Source organism: Porphyromonas vaginalis, from assembly GCF_958301595.1.
In the GTDB taxonomy this organism is placed as follows: Bacteria; Bacteroidota; Bacteroidia; order Bacteroidales; family Porphyromonadaceae; genus Porphyromonas; species Porphyromonas vaginalis.
Genome location: NZ_CATQJU010000001.1, coordinates 280,978 through 303,860, shown reverse-complemented (window position 1 = coordinate 303,860; position 22,883 = coordinate 280,978). Strand labels below are relative to the sequence as shown.

Annotated in this window: 20 protein-coding genes; 8 read left to right on the top strand and 12 right to left on the bottom strand. The window is 53.9% G+C overall.

From position 1 onward, the window contains the following. Positions 1-65: 65 nt before the first annotated feature. From murI to lipA, 5 genes are all read left to right on the top strand, one after another. Positions 66-911: a glutamate racemase gene (gene murI, locus Q2J34_RS01170; RefSeq protein WP_298886941.1), complete on the top strand. Its 846-nt coding sequence runs from the start codon at positions 66-68 to the stop codon at positions 909-911. 27 nt (positions 912-938) lie between these two features. Further along, entirely contained in the window at positions 939-1,376 is a 438-nt protein-coding gene (locus Q2J34_RS01165) for an META domain-containing protein (protein WP_298886938.1), read from the top strand. Positions 1,377-1,587: 211 nt separating this feature from the next. Then, on the top strand, positions 1,588-2,025 hold the full coding sequence (locus tag Q2J34_RS01160; RefSeq protein WP_004331858.1) for an META domain-containing protein: 438 nt from the start codon (positions 1,588-1,590) through the stop codon (positions 2,023-2,025). 99 nt (positions 2,026-2,124) lie between these two features. Then, complete coding sequence (locus tag Q2J34_RS01155; protein ID WP_300969066.1) at positions 2,125-4,290, top strand: S9 family peptidase; 2,166 nt, start codon at positions 2,125-2,127, stop codon at positions 4,288-4,290. An 8-nt stretch (positions 4,291-4,298) separates the two neighbouring features. Continuing rightward, positions 4,299-5,150 carry a lipoyl synthase gene (gene lipA / locus Q2J34_RS01150; RefSeq protein ID WP_300969065.1) on the top strand — a complete coding sequence of 284 codons (852 nt, stop codon included), beginning with the start codon at positions 4,299-4,301 and terminating at the stop codon, positions 5,148-5,150. Between the two features lie 475 nt (positions 5,151-5,625). Here lipA and Q2J34_RS01145 read toward each other — a convergent pair whose 3' ends face one another. The 7 genes from Q2J34_RS01145 to pstS all read right to left on the bottom strand — a co-directional run bounded on the left by Q2J34_RS01145 (position 5,626) and on the right by pstS (position 12,870). Further along, positions 5,626-7,446, bottom strand: a complete 1,821-nt coding sequence (locus Q2J34_RS01145; protein WP_298886926.1) for a sensor histidine kinase — start codon at positions 7,444-7,446, stop codon at positions 5,626-5,628. Between the two features lie 42 nt (positions 7,447-7,488). Then, entirely contained in the window at positions 7,489-8,190 is a 702-nt protein-coding gene (locus Q2J34_RS01140) for a response regulator transcription factor (protein WP_300969064.1), read from the bottom strand. After that, the gene (locus Q2J34_RS01135; RefSeq protein WP_300969063.1) at positions 8,171-8,908 is read right to left on the bottom strand and encodes a phosphate signaling complex PhoU family protein; all 738 of its coding nucleotides are present in this window, start codon (positions 8,906-8,908) and stop codon (positions 8,171-8,173) included. The genes Q2J34_RS01140 and Q2J34_RS01135 overlap by 20 nt, the downstream gene beginning before the upstream one ends. A gap of 73 nt (positions 8,909-8,981) precedes the next feature. Then, positions 8,982-9,770 (bottom strand): phosphate ABC transporter ATP-binding protein PstB, encoded by a 789-nt coding sequence (pstB, locus tag Q2J34_RS01130; RefSeq protein ID WP_300969062.1) that lies wholly within the window; start codon positions 9,768-9,770, stop codon positions 8,982-8,984. A gap of 22 nt (positions 9,771-9,792) precedes the next feature. Continuing rightward, positions 9,793-10,671, bottom strand: coding sequence for a phosphate ABC transporter permease PstA (pstA, locus tag Q2J34_RS01125; protein ID WP_297114506.1), 879 nt, complete (start codon positions 10,669-10,671; stop codon positions 9,793-9,795). A gap of 9 nt (positions 10,672-10,680) precedes the next feature. Continuing rightward, positions 10,681-11,571, bottom strand: a complete 891-nt coding sequence (gene pstC / locus Q2J34_RS01120) for a phosphate ABC transporter permease subunit PstC (RefSeq protein WP_298886911.1) — start codon at positions 11,569-11,571, stop codon at positions 10,681-10,683. A gap of 225 nt (positions 11,572-11,796) precedes the next feature. Then, the gene (gene pstS, locus Q2J34_RS01115) at positions 11,797-12,870 is read right to left on the bottom strand and encodes a phosphate ABC transporter substrate-binding protein PstS (RefSeq protein ID WP_298886907.1); all 1,074 of its coding nucleotides are present in this window, start codon (positions 12,868-12,870) and stop codon (positions 11,797-11,799) included. 851 nt (positions 12,871-13,721) lie between these two features. On the opposite strand from pstS, the gene rpsF reads away from it, so the two are divergent. The 3 genes from rpsF to rplI are packed head-to-tail and all read left to right on the top strand — an operon-like array spanning position 13,722 to position 14,939. Next, complete coding sequence (gene rpsF / locus Q2J34_RS01110; protein WP_004331666.1) at positions 13,722-14,069, top strand: 30S ribosomal protein S6; 348 nt, start codon at positions 13,722-13,724, stop codon at positions 14,067-14,069. Positions 14,070-14,071: 2 nt separating this feature from the next. Continuing rightward, entirely contained in the window at positions 14,072-14,338 is a 267-nt protein-coding gene (gene rpsR / locus Q2J34_RS01105; RefSeq protein ID WP_004331634.1) for a 30S ribosomal protein S18, read from the top strand. A 25-nt stretch (positions 14,339-14,363) separates the two neighbouring features. After that, positions 14,364-14,939: a 50S ribosomal protein L9 gene (gene rplI / locus Q2J34_RS01100; protein ID WP_298889621.1), complete on the top strand. Its 576-nt coding sequence runs from the start codon at positions 14,364-14,366 to the stop codon at positions 14,937-14,939. Positions 14,940-15,232: 293 nt separating this feature from the next. On the opposite strand, the gene Q2J34_RS01095 is transcribed toward rplI, so the two are convergent. From Q2J34_RS01095 to Q2J34_RS01075, 5 genes are read right to left on the bottom strand one after another with little or no spacing between them, the layout of a single operon-like run. Further along, on the bottom strand, positions 15,233-18,628 hold the full coding sequence (locus Q2J34_RS01095) for a UvrD-helicase domain-containing protein (RefSeq protein WP_298889619.1): 3,396 nt from the start codon (positions 18,626-18,628) through the stop codon (positions 15,233-15,235). A gap of 4 nt (positions 18,629-18,632) precedes the next feature. After that, the gene (locus Q2J34_RS01090; RefSeq protein WP_298889617.1) at positions 18,633-19,598 is read right to left on the bottom strand and encodes a hypothetical protein; all 966 of its coding nucleotides are present in this window, start codon (positions 19,596-19,598) and stop codon (positions 18,633-18,635) included. A gap of 21 nt (positions 19,599-19,619) precedes the next feature. Beyond that, positions 19,620-20,693, bottom strand: a complete 1,074-nt coding sequence (gene pdxA, locus Q2J34_RS01085; RefSeq protein WP_298889614.1) for a 4-hydroxythreonine-4-phosphate dehydrogenase PdxA — start codon at positions 20,691-20,693, stop codon at positions 19,620-19,622. A gap of 8 nt (positions 20,694-20,701) precedes the next feature. Beyond that, a complete protein-coding gene (locus Q2J34_RS01080) occupies positions 20,702-21,754 on the bottom strand; it encodes a DUF4837 family protein (protein ID WP_298889612.1) in 1,053 nt (350 codons plus the stop codon). 26 nt (positions 21,755-21,780) lie between these two features. Next, positions 21,781-22,695 carry a DNA-binding protein gene (locus Q2J34_RS01075; RefSeq protein WP_298889610.1) on the bottom strand — a complete coding sequence of 305 codons (915 nt, stop codon included), beginning with the start codon at positions 22,693-22,695 and terminating at the stop codon, positions 21,781-21,783. Positions 22,696-22,883 lie beyond the last annotated feature (188 nt).

The window sequence follows — 22,883 nt, the reverse complement described above, 5'->3', positions numbered from 1 at the left end:
GGAGTGGAGTTGCGAGCGCGACTTCCGTTTTTCGAGCTAGACACTATAATATATAGTATACACAGATGCAGCAGATAGAGGGTCCGATCGGGGTTTTTGACTCAGGGTACGGAGGATTGACGATCCTGCGTAAACTGCAGGAGCAACTGCCTCAGTACGACTTCGTTTATCTTGGTGACAATGCGCGCTCGCCTTATGGCTCGCGGTCGATGCGTGTCGTCTATCAGTTTACGCGAGAGGCGGTCGAGCGGCTTTTTGACCTAGGCTGTCCGCTGGTCATCTTGGCCTGCAATACAGCCTCGGCGAAGGCACTCCGACAGATACAGCAAGAGGATCTGCCCAAGCTCGACGGAGGCTCGATGCGTCGTCGTGTGCTGGGGATCATCCGCCCGACGGTCGAGTGCATCGACACGCTCACGGGTACCAAGCATGTGGGCATCCTCGCCACTGAGGGTACCGTCTCTAGTGAGAGCTATGTGGCTGAGATACACAAGCTCTACCCCGACGTGACGGTCGTGCAGGAGGCTTGCCCGCTGTGGGTGCCTATCGTGGAGACGGGTGAGAGCGATAGCCCGGGGACCGACTTCTTCGTGCGCAAGCATCTAGAGCGACTCTTGGCAAAGGATGAGAAGATTGATACGATCATCCTCGGCTGTACCCACTACCCGATACTAATGCCTAAGATACAGCGTCTGCTGACTCCATCGATCAAGGTGGTGGCCCAGGGCGAACTGGTCGCTAAGTCTCTCGAGGAGTACCTCGTACGTCACCCCGAGATGGCGGCTCAGCTCACGCGTGGAGGCACGACACGTTACTACACGACGGAGCAGACGGAGCGCTTCTCCCGTACGGCATCCATATTCTTTGACACACCCATATCGGTAGAGCATCTGTCTCTATCACAATACTAATGAATAACCAATAGCAAACGAATCACTATGAAGAGAATCTATCTTGTAGCACTACTCATGTTGACTACGCTACTCTGCGTCAGCTGCGGCTCTAGTAAGAACGGTAGCAAGATCAATCTGGCCTCACTCGACGGTAGCTCTTGGGAGCTTACGCACATGGATGGCATCAAGATCAATAAGGATGCGCTTCAGACAGCTACTATCAGCATCAGCGGAGCAAGTATCTCTGGCCAAGCTGCTTGCAATAGCTATGGCGGTGAGTGTATAATGCACTCTGACGGGCGCATCAAGATCGGAGATATGATGTCTACCCTGATGGATTGTCACAATATGATGTACGAAAGTATCTTCCTAGCAGCTCTGCAGGAGGCTAAGGCCTTTCGTATGGATGGTGCGAACACACTCAAGCTCTACTCGACGCACGATGCTTCGGGGCAGCCTAGCCTAACCTTCAAGCGCAAGTAATCTCCACGCCCGTCACGACATATAGCCATAGCGTAGATCCTCTCGCTGGGTCTACGCTCAGCTCACGCATAGTGGCACGACACGTTACTACACGACGGAGCAGACGGAGCGCTTCTCCCGTACGGCATCCATATTCTTTGACACACCCATATCGGTAGAGCATCTGTCTCTATCACAATACTAATGAATAACCAATAGCAAACGAATCACTATGAAGAGAATCTATCTTGTAGCACTACTCATGCTGACTACGCTACTCTGCGTCAGCTGCGGCTCTAGTAAGAACGGTAGCAAGATCAATCTGGCCTCACTCGACGGTAGCTCTTGGGAGCTTACGCACATGGATGGCATCAAGATCAATAAGGATGCGCTTCAGACAGCTACTATCAGCATCAGCGGAGCAAGTATCTCTGGTCAAGCTGCTTGCAATAGCTATGGTGGTGAGTGCTTTGTCTACTCTGACGGTCGCATCAAGGTCGGAGACATGATGGCTACTCGCATGGCATGCTCCAATATGATGTACGAGCGTATCTTCCTAGCAGCTCTACAGGAGGCTAAAGCCTTTCGTATGGATGGAGCGAACACGCTCAAGCTTTACTCTACACACGACGCTTCGGGGCAGCCTAGCCTAACCTTCAAGCGCAAGTAATCCCCCCCCTTACATAGCACCATAGCGTAGGCTCTCTCTCGGGGTCTACGCTATGGTCTTGCCTCGAATCTCTAATCTCTAACTTCTAATCTCTAATCCATGCGTACTCGCACTCTCTTTACCACCCTCATACTCCTCTGTTCACTCACGCTCGTTGCCCAGCAGCAGAGGGAGATAACACTTCCTGAGGTTACCTCGGGCGCATTTGCTGCTCGTGGTGCTGGCAACGGCTTTCGCTCACTACCCGATGGCAAGCACTACACGCTCATCAGCGATGACTACCAGCGTATCGTCAAGTATGAGTACGCTACGGGACGGGCTGTCGATACGCTCTTTGACATTGCCAAGGCTCGTGAGTGCGATCTCCAGGCGATTTGGGACTACGACATAGCCCCTTCGGGACATCACATCCTGATCTACACCGACATCAAGCCGATCTATCGACGCTCCTACACGATGCGCGCTACCCACTACGATGTGCGTCGCAACCTTTGTGAGCCGCTTACTGAGGGAGATATCATGATCCCTACCTTCAGTCCTGACGGGCGGATGGTCGCTTTCGTCAGAGACAATAATATATACATCAAGAAGTTTGACTTCAACTCAGAGGTGCAGGTCACCACAGATGGTAAGCGCAATGAAGTGATCAACGGATCGACCGACTGGGTGTACGAAGAGGAGTTTAGCACGACACGCCTGATGGAGTGGAGCCCCCAGAGCGACTTCCTAGCCTTCGTACGCAGTGATGAGAGTCACGTCAAGGCTTACTCGATGCCGATCTACGGAGACGATCTCTATCCCACGGACTATGTCTACAAGTACCCCAAGGTGGGCGAGGAAAACTCTACCGTCTCACTACATCTCTACAACCTCGAGCTCAAGCGCATCGACCGTGTGGAGCTACCGCTGGATGCGGACGGCTACATACCTCGCATCGTCTTCACCGGTTGGGGCAGCGATCTAGCAGCCGTCACGCTCAATCGTCTGCAGAACGACCTCAAGGTGTACCGCATCAATCCGAAGAGCCGTACGCCTCGTCTGACCCTTCGTGAGCAAGATCCGCGATACATCAACAATGAGTTTATCAACTCCATGCGCTTCGTACCCGATGGCATAGTCATGCTGAGCGAGCGCGATGGCTCTACGCAGCTCTATAAGTATGGTACGAATGGAGCACTCCAGAAGCGCCTGACGCAGGGCAACTGGGACATCATCAGCTTCTACGGCTGCGACAGCGAGGGCAACGTCTACTACCAGGCTGCCGACGAGACGCCTACCCAGAGACGAGTCCTCAAGACGACTCCACGGGGCAAGACGACCGTCTTAGCGGGAGAGGCTGGCATCAATCGCGCTAGCTTCACGCAAGACTATAGTTACTTCATCAATAGCTATAGCAATGCTAAGACGCCTACTATCACGACAATCCGCACGGCAAAGGAGGGCAAGGTGATCCGTACGCTCGAAGACAACGCCCAGCTGGTTGCTAAACTCAAGGGATATGACTACAACGACAAGGAGTTCTTTACCATTGAGGTGGCTCCAGGACGCACGCTCCATGGCTGGATGATCCGCCCGCCACACTTTGACGCGAGCAAGCGTTACCCCACGGTGATGCATCAGTACAGTGGCCCCGATTCGCAGGAGGTGCTGGATCAGTTTTACATCGGCTGGGAGTATGCGCTCGCTCAGGCTGGCTATGTAGTCGTCTGTGTGGACGGACGTGGTACAGGTGGCCGTGGCACCGAGTGGCGCAAGTGCACCTATCGTGAGCTAGGTCTGCGCGAGAGTAGCGACCAGATCGCAGCTGCTGAGGCACTGCCCAAGCAGTTTAGCTATATCGACGGAGAGCGCATTGCTATCTTTGGCTGGAGTTTCGGTGGGTACAATACGCTCATGTCGCTCTGCCGTGGCAAGGTCTTTCGTGCTGGTGTAGCTGTAGCTCCTGTGACCGATTGGCGCTTTTATGACACGGTTTACACAGAGCGTTTTATGGCGACGCCACAAGTCAATAACAAGGGCTACGAGGCTTCCTCAGTCCTGTCTATCGCTCACAATCTACATGGCGATTTACTTGTCATCCACGGCACGGCTGATGACAATGTGCATCTGCAAAACACGATGCGTCTAGCCACCGAGCTGGTCAAGGCGGACATACCCTTTGAGATGGCGACCTACACCGACAAGGATCACAGCATCTATGGAGGCAACAATAGGCAGCATCTCTACAGTCGCATCATTGAGTTCCTCGATCGTAAGCTGAAGTAAAAAGGCTGATGAAGCAACCCCACATACGTAAGCCTGAGTGGCTCAAGATCAAGCTTGGTAGCGATGTAACCTACGACGAGACGCGTGCGGTGCTGCAGAAGCATTGCCTGCACACCATCTGCACGAGCGGTCGCTGTCCTAATCAAGGCGAGTGCTGGTCACGAGGCACCGCCACCTTTATGATCGGAGGTGCGGTCTGTACGCGAGCTTGTAAGTTTTGCAATACAGAGACGGGTCGCCCGCTACCGCTAGATCCAGCGGAGCCTCGTCACGTCGCTGAGAGTGTCCGCGCCCTCGGACTCAAGCATGCGGTGGTCACCAGTGTGGATCGTGACGACCTGCCCGACAAGGGCAGTGCCCATTGGGTCGAGACAATACGACAGATACGTGAGCTGTGCCCTGGCGTTACGATCGAGGTGCTGATACCCGACTTCGACGGGCAGGCAGAGCTCATTGCGCCGATCCTAGAGGAGCGCCCCGAGGTGGTGGCGCACAATATGGAGACCGTGCGACGGCTCACGCCTGTGGTACGCAGCCGAGCTACTTATGACTGCAGTCTCTCCGTCTTGGCACAGATTGCTGAGGCGGGGCTACCCGCTAAGACGGGGCTGATGCTCGGTCTAGGCGAGACGCAGGAGGAGATCCTCGAGACGATGGACGATCTGCGTCAGGTGGACTGTAGCATCCTCACGCTCGGTCAATATCTCCAGCCCACTCGTCGCCACTATCCCGTGCAGGAGTATGTGCATCCTGACCGCTTTGCCGAGCTACGGGAGATAGCTCTAGACAAAGGCTTCCGCCATGTGGAGAGCGGTCCTCTGGTGCGCTCCTCTTACCACGCTGAGCGTCACCTGCTCTAGCGTTGTCGCTTCTAGAGGGCGACTCACTTCCCACTAGAGACTGTTGCATAAAGGCGAATCGCTGTGTTGCTTTCGGGATTCGGCCTCGGTCACATACGGAGGTATGCTCCCTTCAGACCTCACCCTTAGCGCCTTGCGCTTCATCCTTTCTGCAAAGTCTAGACAATCTTGCGAGCAAGATTGTGAGACTGTTGACTTTTGCAACAGTCTCCACTAAGCTGTTCCGACCTCTCCGCTATCTGATAGGAGTCAGAAGCGGAGGGGTCGGATCGTTTTGTAAAGTTTCCAAAACGTCTCCTCCCTTGGAAAAATAGTTTTCCAAGGGAGGAAACTTCTTTTTCCAAGGGAGGAAATATCTTTTTCCAAGGTTGGAAACTTTCCTTTCCAACGCTGGAAACTTTGTTTTCCAAGGTTGGAAAGCTATCCTTCGTCTAGAGGAGTGTCGCTTAGAGCCGACCGCAACGATCGGCCTGAACTAGTGCGCTTGGGCTGTCTTGTCGGGGGTGCTCTTGGCTAGCGAGAAGAAGAACTCGAGACCTCCCGTGGGTCTGTTCTTTGCTGAGATTTCGCCACCGTGGAAGCGGATAGCATTGCGTACGATGGAGAGGCCCAGTCCTGATCCGCCCATCTCCCGACTGCGACCCTCATCGATGCGGTAGAAGCGGTCGAAGATCTTAGCCAGGCTCTCGCTCTCGGGGATGCCAGGTCCGTTGTCGGCAAAGGTGAAGTAGTAGTAGTGCTCGTCCTCCATCGTCTGATCGATCTCTATAGTGGTGCCAGAGCCAGCGTAGCGGATGCTATTCTCCGTTAGATTGGCAAAGACAGCATAGAGTAGCGAGTGATTGGCCTGTACGGTGGTCTGCTCGGGTATTCGATTGCAGACGGTCATCTGCGCCTCTTGTAGCTTGATCTCTAGGGCTGCTTTGACCTCCTCGACGACACTGTACGGGGTTAGCTCCTGCAGGGCGTAGAGGTCGCTCGCCTCCTCCAGCTTGGTGATCATAGAGACGTCGCTGATGAGCTGTGAGAGACGGATCATCTGATTGTACGTCCGCTCGATGAAGTAGCGCTGCTTCTCCTCAGGGAGTGGCTGGTTGAGTATTGTCTCGAGGTAACCACGGGCGCAAGTGACCGGCGTGCGTAGCTCGTGGGCGATGCTATTGGTCATGTCGTGCTTGAGGCGACGATCGTTTTCCTTCTTAGTCACATTGGTCAGGACGATCTCAAAGCTATTGTCCGGGAAGAACTGGGCGCGCACCTCTATGTGCGACCCATCCTTGTCGATGATGTATCGTGTGGAGCGAGGAGCGGCACCTGGGCGAGCCTCTTGGTCGGCTAGAAGCGTCTTGACCTGGTAAAGCTCAGGGTAGTCGAGGATGCGCTCGTCGATGATAAAGGTAGGGGTGTCGACGAGGGTGTTGAGATTCTGTATGAAGTGGCTATTGGCATAGATAAACTTGCTCTCCGCACTAAAGAAAGAGATGCCAGCGTCGGAGCTAGCGAAGTGCTGTATGAGCTTCTCGCGCTCGATCTCGTAGCGGGTATTGCTCTCTTCGAGCATCTTAAAGATCTTCTTGAGCTGCTCTCCTAGCTCTCCGATCTCACTCTTGGGAAAAGTGACAGACTCGTACTCCTCACCAGCCTGCGCCTTCGCTACAAAGTCGTGAAGCTTACGCACCGAGCGAGAGAATTGGTCGGTAAAGAAGACCACCGCCAGCAGTGCTAGGCTGAAGATGCCAACGATGAGGAGGAGGAAGAAGTGATTGGAGCGAAAGTAATTGACATAGTCTATATGGTAGGGTATAGCTACACGGATGTAGTACCCCTGATCTTTGTACTGCTTGGCAAAGTAGTAGAAGTCCTCACGGAGCGTCTCGCTATACCGCTTGGAGGTGCCTGTGCCATTGAGGTTGGCCTGCTGTAGCTCTACGCGTGAGAGGTGGTTCTCAGGGATTGGCCCTTGGGTGACGTTGTCAAAGTAGACGTCGCCCTTTAGGTTGATGATCGTAAAGCGTAGATTGTCCGGGAGGTAGGATAAGAAGTGCCCTAGATTCTTCTGATCAGGCCAGTTGCTAAAGGCTGAGAGCGAGTCACGCCCTGGCACCTGCGGGTGAGCTTCGTAGTCCGCTATGTAACTATCGACACAGTCGGCGGCCTGCTCGAGGTATGATACGAGTGCTTTGGTCTTGATCTCCTTTTCGGAGGCGCGCTGTACGAAGTAGATGATCCCGCCAAAGAGGATAAAGAGTAGGGCTGCGGAGATAAGGACTTTGGACTTATAGTTGTACTGACTCATAGTTAGGACGGTAACGATAGGGGTGTGTTAGGTAAATGGGAACTACTGCGCCTCCTCCTCGACGAGGCAATAGCCGAAGCCTGAGCGGTTGATGATCTTGACTCCGCTACCACGTAGCTTCTTGCGTATGCGGGTGATATGTACGTCGATAGTGCGCTCCATAACGAATACATCCTCTCGCCACACGCGGTCGAGGATCTCCTCACGTGAGAAGACCTTGCTGGGGTCGCGTGCCAGTAAGATGAGTATCTCGAGCTCTTTCTTGGTTAGATCTATAGGCTCGCCATCAACGAAGACCTGCTTGGTATCTAGGTCAATGAGGAGCGTGCCGATCTCTATCTGACTCTCTTCGAAGTCTAGTCCGCCCTGCAGGGAGCGCATGAGAACCGCTTGGACACGCGCCTGTAGCTCTTTGATAGAGAAAGGCTTCGCCATATAGTCGTCGGCTCCGATGTTAAAGCCCGTGAGGAGATCGTTTTCAGTATCCTTGGCAGTGAGGAAGATGATGGGTGTGGTGAGCTTTTTGTCTCGTCGTATGACCTCAGCGAGCTTGAAGCCGCTCATGCCAGGCATCATCACGTCGAGGATGAGTAGGTGATACTCCTCGAGTGGCATCTTGAGTGCCTCCTCAGCGTTGGCGGCTGTGGAGACTTGGTATCCCTCGCCAGCGAGGTTGAAGGTGAGTATCTCTCGGAGGTCCTCCTCATCATCAACGAGGAGTAGTCTAAACTTCTTCTTGTCCATAGTTATCTAGCTCTTGTTCGGTGGGGATCTCTACTTTTTGACTCTTAGCGTGTAGTAGGTTCTTGCCTTCTGAATGGAAGATAGCCGCCTCGGCGATGTTTGTCGCATTGTCGCCGATGCGCTCCAGATTGTAGGCTATGCTACTGATTGCCAGTGAAGCCTGTATGGAGTCTACGTCGGGAGTCTGCTCCGCATCTAGGAGTGCCTGGGGCAGCGAGTCGTTGATCTGATAGTGTAGATCGTCTACATGGGTGTCTCGACGGATGACTCGTCGCGAGAGGTCAGAGTCTCCGGCAAAGAACGAAGTGACCGCGTCGGTGACCATCTGATAAGTCTCCGAGAGCATCTCGTGTAGCGTACCAGCGTACTGGAGGTAGAGTCCATTGCTAGAGTCGATCGTACGGGTGAAGTTGGCTACATTGAGCAGCAGATCACCGATGCGCTCTAGATAGCTGGTCATATCGTGCAGGGCAAACATACGCCTAGCCTCAGAGGCGCGAGGGGTGTAGAGTACGATCCCGTTGATGACCTCGCTCCTTATCTTGACCTCTAGGCTATCTATGATCGTCTCATTCATCTCGATGTGCTCGTAGTCGTCAGGCTCGACGATCCCGCTGAGGAGCTGCTGTATGATCTCTACTTGGCGAGCGATCACTTTGTTGAGTACGTTGAAGTCTTCCTTGATCAGGACGACGTGGTGATCCATATTGGGTGACATAGGCTGTGACAGTTACGTTTTTTACTTGATCGTGTGAGTGTCTGTCTGTATGGCAGATCTAAGGTACGATGTTTTATCCGAAGTTGCCCTGTAGGTAGTCCTCGGTGCGCTGATCGCTGGGGTTGGTAAACATCTTGTCGGTGCGGTCATACTCGACCAGCTCACCGAGATACATAAACATCGAGCGGTCGGATATGCGTGCCGCCTGCCCCATATTGTGTGTGACGATGAGGATGGCTATCTCCTTCTTGAGCTCTAGGATCAGCTCCTCGATGCGATTGGTCGCTATCGGGTCTAGTGCGGAGGTCGGCTCGTCCATCAGGAGTAGCCGAGGACGCAGTGCTAAGGCACGAGCGATGCATAGACGCTGTTGCTGTCCCCCCGAGAGGAAGGAGCCACGCTTGTCTAGTCTGTCCTTGACCTCCTCCCAGAGTCCGACCGACTGCAGAGAGGTGGTAAGGATCTCTTCGCGCTGCTCCTTGGAGACCTTGATGCCGTTGAGCTTGTAGCCCGCCATCACATTGTCGGCGATGCTCATCGTCGGGAAGGGGTTCGGCTGCTGGAAGACCATCCCCGCCATACGACGGACGACCATCGGGTCTTTCTCTAAGATATTCTCTCCCTGTAGGAGGATGCGCCCATCGGTACGTATGCCGGGGTAAAGCTCGTGCATACGGTTTATGGCACGTAGCAGGGTACTCTTGCCACAACCACTAGGGCCCATGATGGCGGTGATCTCGTGGTCGTAGATCTCCGCAGATACGTTGGTCACGGCACTCTTCTCAGGAGTGTACCAGATGCTTACGTTGTCTAGTTGGAGGACCACTTCGGGCGTTGTCGTCTGTATAGAGTTTGGAGTCATGCTTTGGACAAAAAAGAAGTTACTAGTAGCGTGTCCGATCGGAGATACGCTTGGCGATAAAGTTTAGAAGGAGCACTAGGAGTAGGAGAAAGAGCGAAGAGCTCCAGATCATCTCCTGAAGGTTGGGGTCACTGTAAAACTCCCAGATGAGTAGCGGCACGGCCGACGAAGGCGTGTCGAGCGTCCACGATATGCGGGCACTGCCTAGAGCGGTCATGATGAGCGGTGCCGTCTCGCCGATGATACGACTCACCGCTAGCAGGATGCCTGTCAGCAGACCACCCATAGCAGAGGGGAGGAGGATCTTGAGCACCATCTTGCGGTAGGAGCATCCGAGAGCAAGTGCCGACTCTTTGAAGGACTTAGGCAGTCTCGCCAGCGTCTCCTCGGTAGAGCGTATGATGAGCGGTAGCATCATGATCGCCAGAGCCACAGCACCGGCTAGAGCCGAGTAGCCTCGCATCGGCAGTACCACCCACGCGTATACGATGATACCGATGACGATCGAGGGGGTGCCTTGTAGCAGGTCCGTGACGAAGCGTACTACATTGGCGAGGCGTGTGGATCTATTCTCCGAGAGATAGATACCGCCTAGGAGCCCTATGGGGATAGCGATGATAGAGGCTACGAGGGTCATGAGGAGGGTGCCGACGATACCATTAGCGATACCGCCTGGGAGTATCGTGCGAGAGCCTTCGATCGTGTTGGCGCGCTTAGCCATCATCGCCTCGACAGCTGTCGGTGCCGTCTTGGTAAAGAAGTCCCAGTTGATCTGCTGGTACCCCTCTAGGACGATCTTACCGATGATGAGAAAGAGCGGTATGACGGTAATGCAGGCGAGTACGATATTGACTAGATAGACCGTGCGGTCCCAGCCCTGTCTTACTTTGAGTGATGCCATGGTCTCAGGTTAGGCTCGTTGCTTGTTTAGGATAATCTTCACAATGCCGTTGATGATGGCTGTGATGAGGAAGAGGACGAGAGCGATCGCTATGAGCGAACTGAGCTTGAGTCCGTGCGCCTCGTTGAACTGGTTAGCGATCAGCGAGGCCATACTCTGTCCCGTGTCAAAGAGCGATGTGGGTATCTTGTCCGTGTTACCGATCAGCATCGTTACCGCCATCGTCTCACCGAGAGCTCGTCCCAGCGCGAGGATATAAGCTGCGACGATACCACTCCGTGCGTTAGGCAGGATGACCGATCCGATCACCTCCGTGCGGGTGGCGCCAAGACTGTAGGCAGCCTCCTTGAGCGACTTAGGGGTGAGCATGACAAACTCTGCCGTGAGCGACGAGGCATAGGGGATGATCATGACGGTCAGTATCAGCACCGAAGTGAGGATCCCGTAGCCATTGCCCTGTGGCCCATCGATCATGTCAATGAGCGGACGCAGTGTGTAGAAGCCCCACAGACCATACACGATCGAGGGGATGCCTGCCAGTAGGTCTGTCAGCGAACGTATGACGCCGGCGATGCGCTTACCCTTGAAGTACTCCCCGATGAAGAGCGCCACCGGTAGCGAGAAGGGGATGCACAGGATCAAGGCTAGTATCGAGGTGACCACGGTCCCTACGATAAAGGGCAACGCTCCATACTGCTCCCGCCCAGCCGTGGGGTCCCACTCGGAGGAGCAGATGAAGCGAAAGAAGCCAAACTCACTAAAGGCCTCCGTGCTGTTACTAATCAGACTGATCAGCATCGCTAGGCAGATCAGTAGCACGAGGAGCCCAGAGCTAGTGAGTAGACTGCGGAAGATCTTGTCGCCGATAGGGCGTGACGCTTTACGGACGAGGGTAGACATTATAGGCAGAGCTTATATTATGAGGAGTAGGTGGGGAGGGTAAAAGAGACATCTCTCCTCCGAATAGAGAGCGGTACAGGTCGGATGCGACTCACTAACTAATCGGAGCTATCCAGACGGCACTACTGTTGAGAGGGGAGGAGAGACGTTCTTTTTTTGGTGTGAGGAGATTGCTACAGAGACCGTAGCAGTCTCCTTTTTTGTTTTTCAGGTGTAATAAGGGGGCTACTCCTTAGGAGAGCTAGTTAGGTCTATTGGCTTACCGCCATAGGTCAGCTTAGCCAGCTGCGCCTTGGCTGCTGCGACCATCTCAGCGGATAGCGGTGCGAAGTGGATCTGCGAAGTGATCGCCTGCGCCTCATCGCTCAGCATCCAGTTGAGTAGACGAGCCGTCTCGACAGCTTCTGCCTCTGAGTGGTTGTCGTACTGCATCTCTTGGTAGGCGATGAGCCAGGTGAGACAGCTGATAGGATAAGCGTCTGGGTGTGACGAGTTGGTGATCATCTGACGGGTGTCGGGTGCCACCTCGCCAGCCGCCGCTGCAGAGATAGACTCGAGCGAGGGGAGGACGAAGTTGCCAGCCTGATTCTGTACCATGGCTGTCGGTATGTCTAGGGAGAAGCTGTACTCGCTACCTACATATCCGAGCGCGCCATCGGTCTGTGCGATCACGCCAGCGACGCCTGGATTGCCCTTGGCAGCCATACCGGTAGGCCACTTGAGCGACTTGCCCGTACCCACCTGCGTAGCCCAGTCGGTGCTCACCTTCGTCAGATAGTCGCTGAAGACATTCGTCGTGCCACTACCATCGGAGCGATAGACGGGTGAGATCTCCTTGTCGGGGAGCTTCTGGTCGGGGTTGATCGCAGCGATAGCCGGATCGTTCCAGCGCGTTATCTTGCCTAGATAAATGTTGGCGATGATCTCTCCCGTGAGGTTTAGCTGCGAGATCTCAGGACAGTTGTAAGCGATGACGACAGCTCCCATGCAGGTCGGTATGTGAACCACCGGACGCGGCATCTCGGCCATCTCCGCATCAGATAGAAAAGCATCGGTAGCGGCAAAGTGCACCACTTCGTCCTTGAGGCTACGGATACCACCACCGCTGCCTACGGCTCCATAATTAACATGTATACCCGACTGCGCCTCATAAGCTTTGAAAGCCTCGGTATAGAAGGGTAGTGGAAAGGTTGCTCCGGCTGCATCTAGCTCGGTCACCCGACCACCTTTGCCGGCACAGCTAGCAGTCATAAGGGCGATGGCGATGAGGACTAAAGCCTTGAGTGTACTCTTATTCATAGTTCTATTAGTAAGTTAGTTGTCGATCTTAATGGGAGGCTCTCTCCGATCGTGTCGGGGTAGGCCTTCCTTTTCGTTTGCAATATTACGGCCAATGGGTTATACCCCTGTGACGAAAATGTTACGGCGCGGTGAAGATGTTAAGCTGTCGGGTGCTTTTGCATTAGAAAAGGTCGACTCCCTACCTGGATGTCGCATAAGAGTTGCTTGAGTCGGGTGCCTCCGACTGGAGGTTGGCTCGCAACAATAATTTAGAGCCGACTATATATCGAAACGGAATCGTGTCGTGGAAAAGTGATTTCCACGTGGATATTTCGAAATGCCCACGTGGAGAATAAAAAATTCTTCGGAGGAATCAAATGAAACTTCGGAGGAATGAAATGAAACTTCGGAGGAATCAAAACGCCCCCACGTGGAAAAAGAAAAATATCCACGTGGAGATTTGAGATTTCCCACGTGGATATTCGAGAAAGGAGGGGATCAGACGAATTTCCCCGTAAAGATATGTAAATAGAGATTAGAGGTTAGAAGTTAGAGATTAGAGGTTAGAGATCCGATCACTCTGATAGCTCCGATGGTTCCGATAGCTAACAGCCAATAGCTAACAGCCAACAGCTAACAGCCAACAGCTAACAGCCAACAGCCAATCCATGGTTGACACATTATATATATAGTGACCTCATTGATGCATCGATCGTCCTTATGTGAAGCTCCTGACAGAGTGATTATCATGCGTCAGCCTGTATTTCCCACTCCAAATTGCGTTTTTCGGAGGGTCGGCAGGGTGGGTCGCTTGTTTATCCAATAAATATGTGTACCTTTGCAAGCAATAGCGTTTTTACTAACTATATATGAACCACTACGAAACCGTTTTCATTTTAACTCCCGTTTTGTCTGATGCTCAGATGAAGGAAGCGGTAGATAAGTTCACCTCACATCTCACCTCTGCAGGTGCCACGATTGTGAACGATGAGCACTGGGGGCTCAAGAAGCTCGCCTATCCCATCGAGAAGAAGTCTACCGGATTTTATCACTTCATAGAGTTTGACGCTGAGCCCTCAGTGATCAAGCCCTTTGAGACACTCTTGAGACGTGACGAGACGGTCCTGCGCTACCTAACGATCGCTCAGGACAAGTTCCACCATGCGTATGCTGAGAAGCGTCGCTCACTGAAAAGTAACCCTGTAGCAGAGAAGTAATCATGGCAAGAACAAGAAGAGGTCGCTATAGCAGACCACTCCCAGGAGAGGTACAGCAGAAGAAGTACTGCCGCTTTAAGAAGGCTGGCATCAAGTATGTGGACTACAAGGACCCCGAGTTCCTCAAGAAGTTCCTCAACGATCAGGGTAAGATCCTCCCACGTCGTATCACAGGCAATAGCCTTAAGTTCCAGCGTCGTGTAGCTCAGGCTGTCAAGCGTGCTCGTCACCTAGCTCTGCTACCCTTCGTAACGGACCTTATGAAGTAATCATCACCTAGAGACCGATAAGACAATGGAAGTAATACTGAAAGAAGACATTATCAACCTAGGCTTTAAGGATGATATCGTAACCGTCAAGGACGGCTACGGACGCAACTACCTGATCCCTCAGAAGAAGGCTGTCATCGCTAGCGAGAGCGCTAAGAAGATGCTTGCTGAGGAGCTACGCCAGAGAGCTCACAAGCTCGAAGCCATCAAGCAGGAGGCGCAAGCTCTGGGCGAGAAGATCGATGGTCTACACCTAGAGATCAAGGCTAAGACATCTAAGTATGGTGTCATCTTTGGCTCTGTAACGAATATACAGCTCGCTGAGGCTCTCGCTGAGAAGGGCTTCGAGATCGATCGCAAGATCATCCAGATCAAGAAGGCTGTCAAGGAGGTAGGCGACTACGAGGCGCAGGTACGTCTGCACCGCGATGTGATCGTTCCGATCACCTTTACCGTCATCTCAGAGAATCACGCCGTCATCGAGTCTGAGACTCCTGCTCCTGCACCAGCACCCGCTGCTGAGGCTCCTGCTGAGGAGGGCGCTGAGACGGCTGAGGCTCCAGAGGCTCAGGCTGAGGAGACAGCTACAGCTGCCGAGTAAGTCAAGCGTATGCTCTAAGAGCTTGCTCTAGAGCACTACAATCATAACAAAACAAAAGGTCGTCACGTAGTATATACGTGGCGACCTTTTGCTATAAACTATTGTCTGCCGCTAGGGTAGGACGGTGGCTTGATGCGGTCTCACAATCTTGCTTGCAAGATTGTCTAGGCTTTGCAGAAAGGATGAAGCGCAAGGCGCTGAGGGTGAGGTCTGAAGCTCACATACCTCCGTATGTGACCGAAGCCGAATCCCGAAAGCAACACAGCGATTCGCCTTTATGCAACAGTCTCCGGCTAGTCTACCTCGACGACCTGGTGCCCCTCGGCAGAGAGGTAGAGGAGGTAGGCACGTACTGTCTGGAAGCCACTCTCGAGGAGTGCCTTGCGGTAGCTACGCAGCTGGCGCTTGTGGCGACTCGTATACTGCTGCGCCTCGTCGCCACTCTTGTAGTCTATGATGACGGCTTGCTGCTCCTCGTCGTCGTACAGGATACGATCGGGACGCTCTATGCGGGCTTGTCTGGCCTCGCTCTCGGCGTCTTGTGAGAGGCGGACGATGCTTCGCTCATTGATCACCTGCCACCCACTACTTCGATCGTAGTATTCGGCTATCATGGGATCTGTGAGTGCCTGCTCTAGTAGCTTAGCGAGAGCGTCACGCTGCTCTTGCGGGATGAGTCCCTGCAGGCATTTCATATCGAGTAGCTTCAGTAGCTCGTCGTGCTCTAGATAGTCGATCTCACTCAGCAAGGCGTGGAGGAAGAGACCATTGCGCACGGCATCTTGCGTCTGATAGGCGACGCTCTGGGAGCGATGTACGCGTAGCTGGGCTAGCGCACCTGTCTGCGCTCTGCCTGGTATATGGACGAGCCGTGAGGCGTCGCTAGAGTCTGTCGTAGGCTTAGGCGGTGTGGTGGTAGGATCGGTCTGATAGTAAAAGATCCTTTGATTGATCTCCTCATCTTCTGACGGCAAGACCTTGTCCTCCGAGCATTGGAGATCGATCGTCTCCCGTGACAATAAATTAAGTTTTTCAGGGGCAGGCTTTTGGACCTCATTGACTAGTTCAGAGATGAGTCGCTCGAAGTTGATACTCGTACCCGACTTCCCCTTGTCTTCACTGAGTATGAGGTGCATCTCGTTCTTGGCGCGTGTCATCGCTACGTAGATCGTATTGATGCGGTCTAGGAGAGCAAGCTGCTCCTCGTCAATAATCTTCTCGCGAAAGAGGGTGCTTCGCGCCTCTTTGGTGGGAGAGATAGGGAGTAAAGCGGGGATCTCGACGCTTTCGCCTAGGAGCTTGTGTAGTTTAGCCATTGTCTCCTCATCGCGACACCAGATGGTATCCGTATGCTCTAGTAGCCTCCACTGGTACTCAAGGAGGCAAACGACGGGAAAGCCGAGCCCCTTGGCCGAGTGTATGGTGAGGAGCTGCAGGGCATCTTGTGTCTCTAAGCTTAGTCTGGGTGTGTGGGTCTCTAGCCACTCGAGGAAGCCCTGCGGGTCTACGTAGTTGTCCTGGCTGTAGTCCTGGACAGTGTCTAGGAGTGCGTCTATGTAGGGCTGGTCAGCGGAGGTGATGAGGGGACGGAGCTCCTCGACGATCAGTAAGGTTAGCTCGTAGAGCGAGGCACTCAGCCCCTCTTGGTAGCAGCGTGCGAGGTCTAGGGCGGGTGAGTCACTGAGGCCACGAGCTAGCTCGCCATAGTGTGTTACGGCTAGTCGGTGCTCGAAGCTCTTGCTGTAAAGCTCCTCGCTGGCTCCCGCGTTGACTAGGACGCTCTGCATGATCTCAACGATGAGACGGTAGAGCGGGTTGGCATCTAGTGAGAGCATCTCACGGGATACGAAGGCGAGTGGCTGCAGGTGCTCGTTTCCCTCCTTTTCGCGCTTTTTGTTGTACTGGATGATAGTCTGAGCGATGCGCTGGAGCGTGTCGTTGTTTGGCGTTAGGATAGCGATGTCCGAGAGCTTATAGCCGCGCGCTCGTATGGAGGGGATGATATGGTAGAGGAGGTAGTTGATCTTCGTCTGGAGCGGATCTGGTGGGGGCGTCTTGGCGGTGTCGTCCTCTTCTGCTGCTGTTGGTGGCGGTGTCTCGGGCATCTTCTCCCATTGATGTATGAAGACGCCGCCGACCTTGGTCATGTTTGACTCGGGCACATCTTGGTGTACCTCTTTAGGCTTGTAGACCTTTTGGATCAGGTTGAGGTCCTCATCGGGGCTCTCGTCGGGGTTCTCCTTAGAATCCTCTAGCTTGAGTTCGGAGGCGTAGGGTAGGAGCGAGAAGAAGCGATTGTTGAAGGAGACAATCGCTGGGGCACTACGCCAGTTCTTCGGTAGGTTTTCTGCATTCAGGTTATCGCCGAAGTCTTTGCCAAGATCTTCCTGCAGAAGCATCGGGTCGCTATAGCGAAAGCGGTAGATGCTCTGCTTGACATCTCCCACGATGAAGACCTCGCCAGAACTACTCAGCGCCTCCTCAAGGAGTGGAACGAAGTTTTTGTACTGAAAGCGACTGGTATCCTGAAACTCATCGATCATGTGATGCGTCAGCTTGGTGCCTAGCCGCTCATAGATAAAAGCGGTGCTACCCTCGCCGCTCACGAGGGTTCGGATGAGTCGCTTGGCGTTGTCTAGGAGCGTGATGCCTAGCTCTTCGGAGACTTTGTCGACATTCGTCTGTATCTCTGCGAGGAGCTGTAGCTCGTATCCGTTTTTGATCGCCGTACGTAGGGTAAAGAGCTCTGTGTAGAGGCGGAGTATCGTCTGGAAGATACCGATCAGCTGGGGAATTTCGAGTCCTTTGGTGTAGCGCTCGTCGAGAGCTTCGGTGACATTGAGGTTTTGCAGGTACTTATTCCAGGGTGTAGCGGTTATATAGGAGTTTGTAGCACCGACCGTCGGCTCATTCTTTGTCCTATCCGTGAGCCTCGTCAGTGGCGAGTTCTTGCCACCTGGGAGCTTGACATCCTCATCGACGAGCGTTCGGGCTTTTTCCACCTGCTCTCTGATCTGATCCTGCACCACATCGATCTGCTTCTCGACAGCACGGACGAAGTCGTTGTAAGTCTGAGGATCAAAGAGCGTCTTCCCCTCAAAGGCTTGCTCCTGCACCTGCTCATTGTATAGCTGCTTGGCAAAGGACTTCAAGCTCATTCGCAGGGCGTAGATAGTCTTATCCTGGCGATTGACCAGAAAGCTCTGGATAGCTTTTTGAGCGGTGGCGGAGGGCTGCTCAAAGAGTCGCTCTACGGCCAGACTGAGTATCTGATCGGTGGAGAGCTCGATGCGCGTCGAGGGACGCTGCTTGAGCTCGATCGCTAGCGCATGGATGATGTCTTGAAAGAAGGAGTCGATCGTCTTGACGCGTAGCCCGCCATAGTCGAAGAGTATGGACTGGAGTGCCGTACGTGCATTTTTGGTTAGCTCAGCGTCACCCTTAAAGCTATCGTAGAAAGGCGACTCTTGAGGCTTTTCCGCCAATGTGTGGAGCTCCTTGAAGAATCGCTCCTTGAGCTCTCGGGTCGCTAGGTTGGTAAAGGTGACCGCCTGCACCTCCTGGTAGCTACTCTTAGGCTTCTTTAGGACATGGCGCAGGAAAGATTCCGTCATGGTGTGGGTCTTGCCTGCCCCTGCCGAAGCTTTGTAGACATTTAGTCGCTTTGCGGTTTCGTCTTTTGTCCTCATAGCACTATTGTGGAGACTCTTGTTGCTCCTCGCGGTGTAGGTTGCTGAGGAGTCCCTCGTAGAGCTTGCGGTACTCCGACTCTAGGTACAGCTGCGCCCCTAGGGTCATCAGCGTCATGACGACGCCTGTCACCACCAGATACCAAAGCTCCCAACGGAAGGCTAGGGTCAGGACGAGCAATATCCAGCGGTTGTAGTTGCTGAGCAGACCTAGCGTGATGCCGACGCCACGCTTGTACTGAGGCATCTGCTGGACAAACTGAGCCGGCACGCCACTCTGATGGGCATGTCGATAAAGTAGCGACTGTAGACGATAATGCCATGGGAGTAAGAGTTCCCAAAGCGTGAGCAAGCGACGGAGCGCACGCCTGGTCCGTACACTCTCTGGCTCCTTAGGACTATTCGCCTGATATCCCCGCTGGTATCGGTAGGCGAAGAGCGGAGCGTAGTGCTGTGCCTCCACCTGTGCAGACATGCTGCGCTGGTAGTACCTGACGAAGTACTCGATGAGTAGCTGATAGAGGTAGAGTACGACAACGATAAGTGCCAGCGCTACATACCACCAGCCCGACACGCCCGCAGCTCCAGCCTCTTGTGGCGGGTAGGTGCTGATACGTATCGGCAAGGAGACGAGGAGTGCCAACTGTATGACGATTGGGGTCGCTGTGTACCATACGACGGTCTGCTTACCGGGCGTCGGGATCGTCTGTCTCGTGACACGTTGCCGCTCTATGGACCAGGCGGTCTCGTTGAGGATCAGAGCCAGCAGTATGACTACCGAGCCGACGATACTACTCCATAGGGAGATCGGGTCGATCAGTGTGAAGGCTGCGACGATGCCCATAAGCATCGCCAGCATAGACATGTAGTGAGTCTCGGCAAAGTCTGTACGCACCAGCACTTCATGGGCTATGCGATCTGTCATAGGTCTGATCCCTTTGCGAGCTATGAGTCCGTTGATGCGTTCCATATCCTTTGTCGCTCTTTGCATTTACTCGTTATCTCCTCGTTTGTTCTTGTAGAGCTTAGGCAGCACATTGCTACGCGCCTCGTCGTCGGCCATGCGGTGGCGGTAGAGGTCGATAGCCATATAGATAGACTCCATGAGTGCCTGCTCGTTGGCGACACCCTGCATCACGATGTCGTAGCCCGTGCCGTGGTCTGGCGAGGTGCGTATGATGGGTAGTCCCGCCGTCACGTTGACCCCGTCGTGTAGGTGTAGGAGCTTGAAGGGGGCTAACCCCTGATCGTGGTACATAGCCAAGACCGCATCATACTGCTGATAAGCTCCCGAACCCCAAAAGCCATCGGCCGAGAAAGGACCAAACGCATAGATCCCCATCTCCCGCTGCGCAATGGCGATAGACGGTGCGATGACCTCAAGCTCCTCAGAGCCGATCAGACCATTGTCACCAGCGTGTGGATTGAGTCCGAGGACTGCTATGCGTGGCGAAGAGATCAAGAAGTCACGGCGCAACGCTTCGTCTAGTATCTCCAAAGTCTTGAGTACCTTTCGCTGCGTGATGACCTTAGACACTTGGCTGATTGGATCATGCGTCGAAACCAAAGCGACCCGCAAACCCGAAGGCGCTGCGAGGATCATCAGCGGCTCTTTGCCCTGTCCGCAAGCCACGCCCAGATAGGCGGTGTGCCCCTTGTAGGGGAAGCGGTCTTGTGGCATAGCTGCCTTATTGATCGGACAGGTGACCAGCACATCGATAGCGCCACGGTTGATGTCGCTCGTGGCTCGCTCTAAGGCAGCTAGAGCGGCTACTCCCGCCGCCTCGGTCACTTTGCCAGGCGTCACGTCGATCTCGTCGCCCACCACGTCGATTACGTTGACCACGTTGGGCTCAGCCTCCTCAGCGTCAGTGATCAGATGCCACGAGACGCGCTCCATCTGTAGTGTCTTGCTGTAGTAAGCGGCGATACGTGGAGATCCATATATAATAGGTGTAAAGAGGTCGGTCACGCCATGGCGATTGAAGAGCTTGAGCAGTAGCTCATAGCTCGTTCCGTTGATATCGCCGTGGGTTATCCCGACTACAATTCTTCTGTCAGTCATAAAATCGTTCAATAGGTTGTATAGGCCGTCCAGCGCGCCTGTGCTACTTGATCAGCATCCCACTGCTCGACCGTGTCAGCTCTTACGGAGAAGAGTGCCGCCTCGACCTGCTGCATCACATCACGCTTAGCCTCATTGGGGTGGTAGACAAAAGCCTCTGCGACGACCAACTCGTCTCCGCTAGGCGTGACGAAAGCGTGCTGTACGAATGGTCCGCCCATAGCTCCTCCGCCACGCAGCTCCCATAGTCCACGTAGCTCTGTACGCATCGGCTGCCCCTCGATGGCGACTTGTCGTGTCATCAAGATATGAGGCGCAGTGACCGCATGGCTCCCTTCGATAGGGCCAGGCACATTGACTGCGAGGACCGAGTCGCGTAGAGCCACAAGGTAAGGTGCTGTCAGTGCCTCGCCATGGTAAGGCACCTTGTAGAGCAGCATGTCGGTGCGCCGACGCATCGCATTGTTAGAGAGCCAGAGACAATTCTTGCCTACCTTGTAGGAGACGATGTCTTCGGGCGCATTGAGATGGTAGCCGAGATGCTTTACGGCTAGCTGGTCAGCCGTGCGGCTAAAGTTCTTCACCAAGTTGCTCGCTTGTACTGCCAGCTCGTGGCGTACGAATAGGTTGAGCACAGCACGTCCACGATCTGCCATGAGGTAGCAGACCGAGTCAGGCGAGGGACTCTGTATCGTCACCACGATCTGCCCGTGCGCCCACTGGTCGTAAGCGAACTTGACACTGTTCTGCGTATATCGTCCCGCATCGATGTCGACGATCAGTATGTTGCGCACGTAGCGGAGGAAGGTGTCAAAGTCTTTCGGATCAACCGTCGTCACGTCCATCTGCTCCTCGACCTGAGGCATGGCGGGTACATAGCTTCGCAGCATATCCTTGACAGCCGTGCCGACAGAGTCTGCTAGGTAGTCACGATCCATGACGAGCATCACCTCGTTTGGCTTGCCACTAGCCTGAGTAAAGGTGCTACCACCACCGCCCGAGCAACTACACACAGCGAGTAGTGCCACAAGTAGTGCTGTAAGCTGATATAAGGGTCTCATAAGTCTGTAGCGTTATAGCGAGTAGATCACTCAGCACTGCCCTTGCGCTTGCTGTAGCTCTCCTGTCTCTCCTTGACCTCCTGATACTTATCCTGGATGCTCTTGTTTTCTGGGTACTGCTCCAGCATTGCCTCGAGGAGCGGTAGCACGATCGGGAAGTTGTAGTATCTCGTCGTCAAGATATGATCCACGAGGAGTAGCAGACGGTGTATGGTGCCTGGCGAAGCGATACCGCTGGCGGTGAAGCCCTTCTCGTTTGACCCTTTGCAAAAGACCACCTCGTCCGTCACGCTGAGGTCTTCGTCGGTCAGTGTATTAAAGGGGAACCAGTAGTTTGTCTTCTCCTCATCAAAAGCCTCGATAAAGCCGTATTTCTTCATGTTTTCCCGCATCTTGATCGTTCCTGCGGGACGTACTAAGAGGAGGTCTTCGGCAGGTATCACACTGCGATCCTCATTAGCCTCTATCTCGTCTAGGATTTCGCTTAGGGTAGGTTTGTCGGCAGAGTTGCGCGGGTATCGATTAGGCCCCGACTTCTGTTGTCTAGAGGCATGCGACTTGAGCTGATTTTTATTAGGTAGCGGGATGCGATCGCCAGGCTTGTACATGTAGGGCTTGTCCTTGTCTATCGCGCCTTCGAGCGGGGCGAGCAAGCTCTCTATCGCCTCCTCGTCTGACTGCGTCGTCTCGCTACTTGCTTCGGTCAGTGGCATCTCTTCGTCGATAGCCTCTGTCTCTCTGTTAGCAGTCCTCTCTCTCCTGTTGTAAACCGTAAAGGACTCGATCAGCTCCTCACGGATGAAGTGCTGGTCACCACGACGACTCTCGAGGACTATGTAGTCGCCACAAACTGCTTGGAAGGTGCCTCTGAAGGATCTATCCTTCGATACGATAAGAACACTCTGGCCTGGTGTCAGCCAACTTGCGAAATCATTAATCATAATCAATCTGTCTATATAGGTATGTAAACTGTATGTTACGGGCGGCCTGCCAAGCTCGTAGCTTGTTGCGACACTCCTCCCGTGTGGATACACAAAGATAGTGAATTCTTTGACTCCTTGGCAATATTGAGCCACATTCTCTCGGATTCCTCCCTTGGAACCGAAAAGTTCCTCCCTTGGAACTAAAA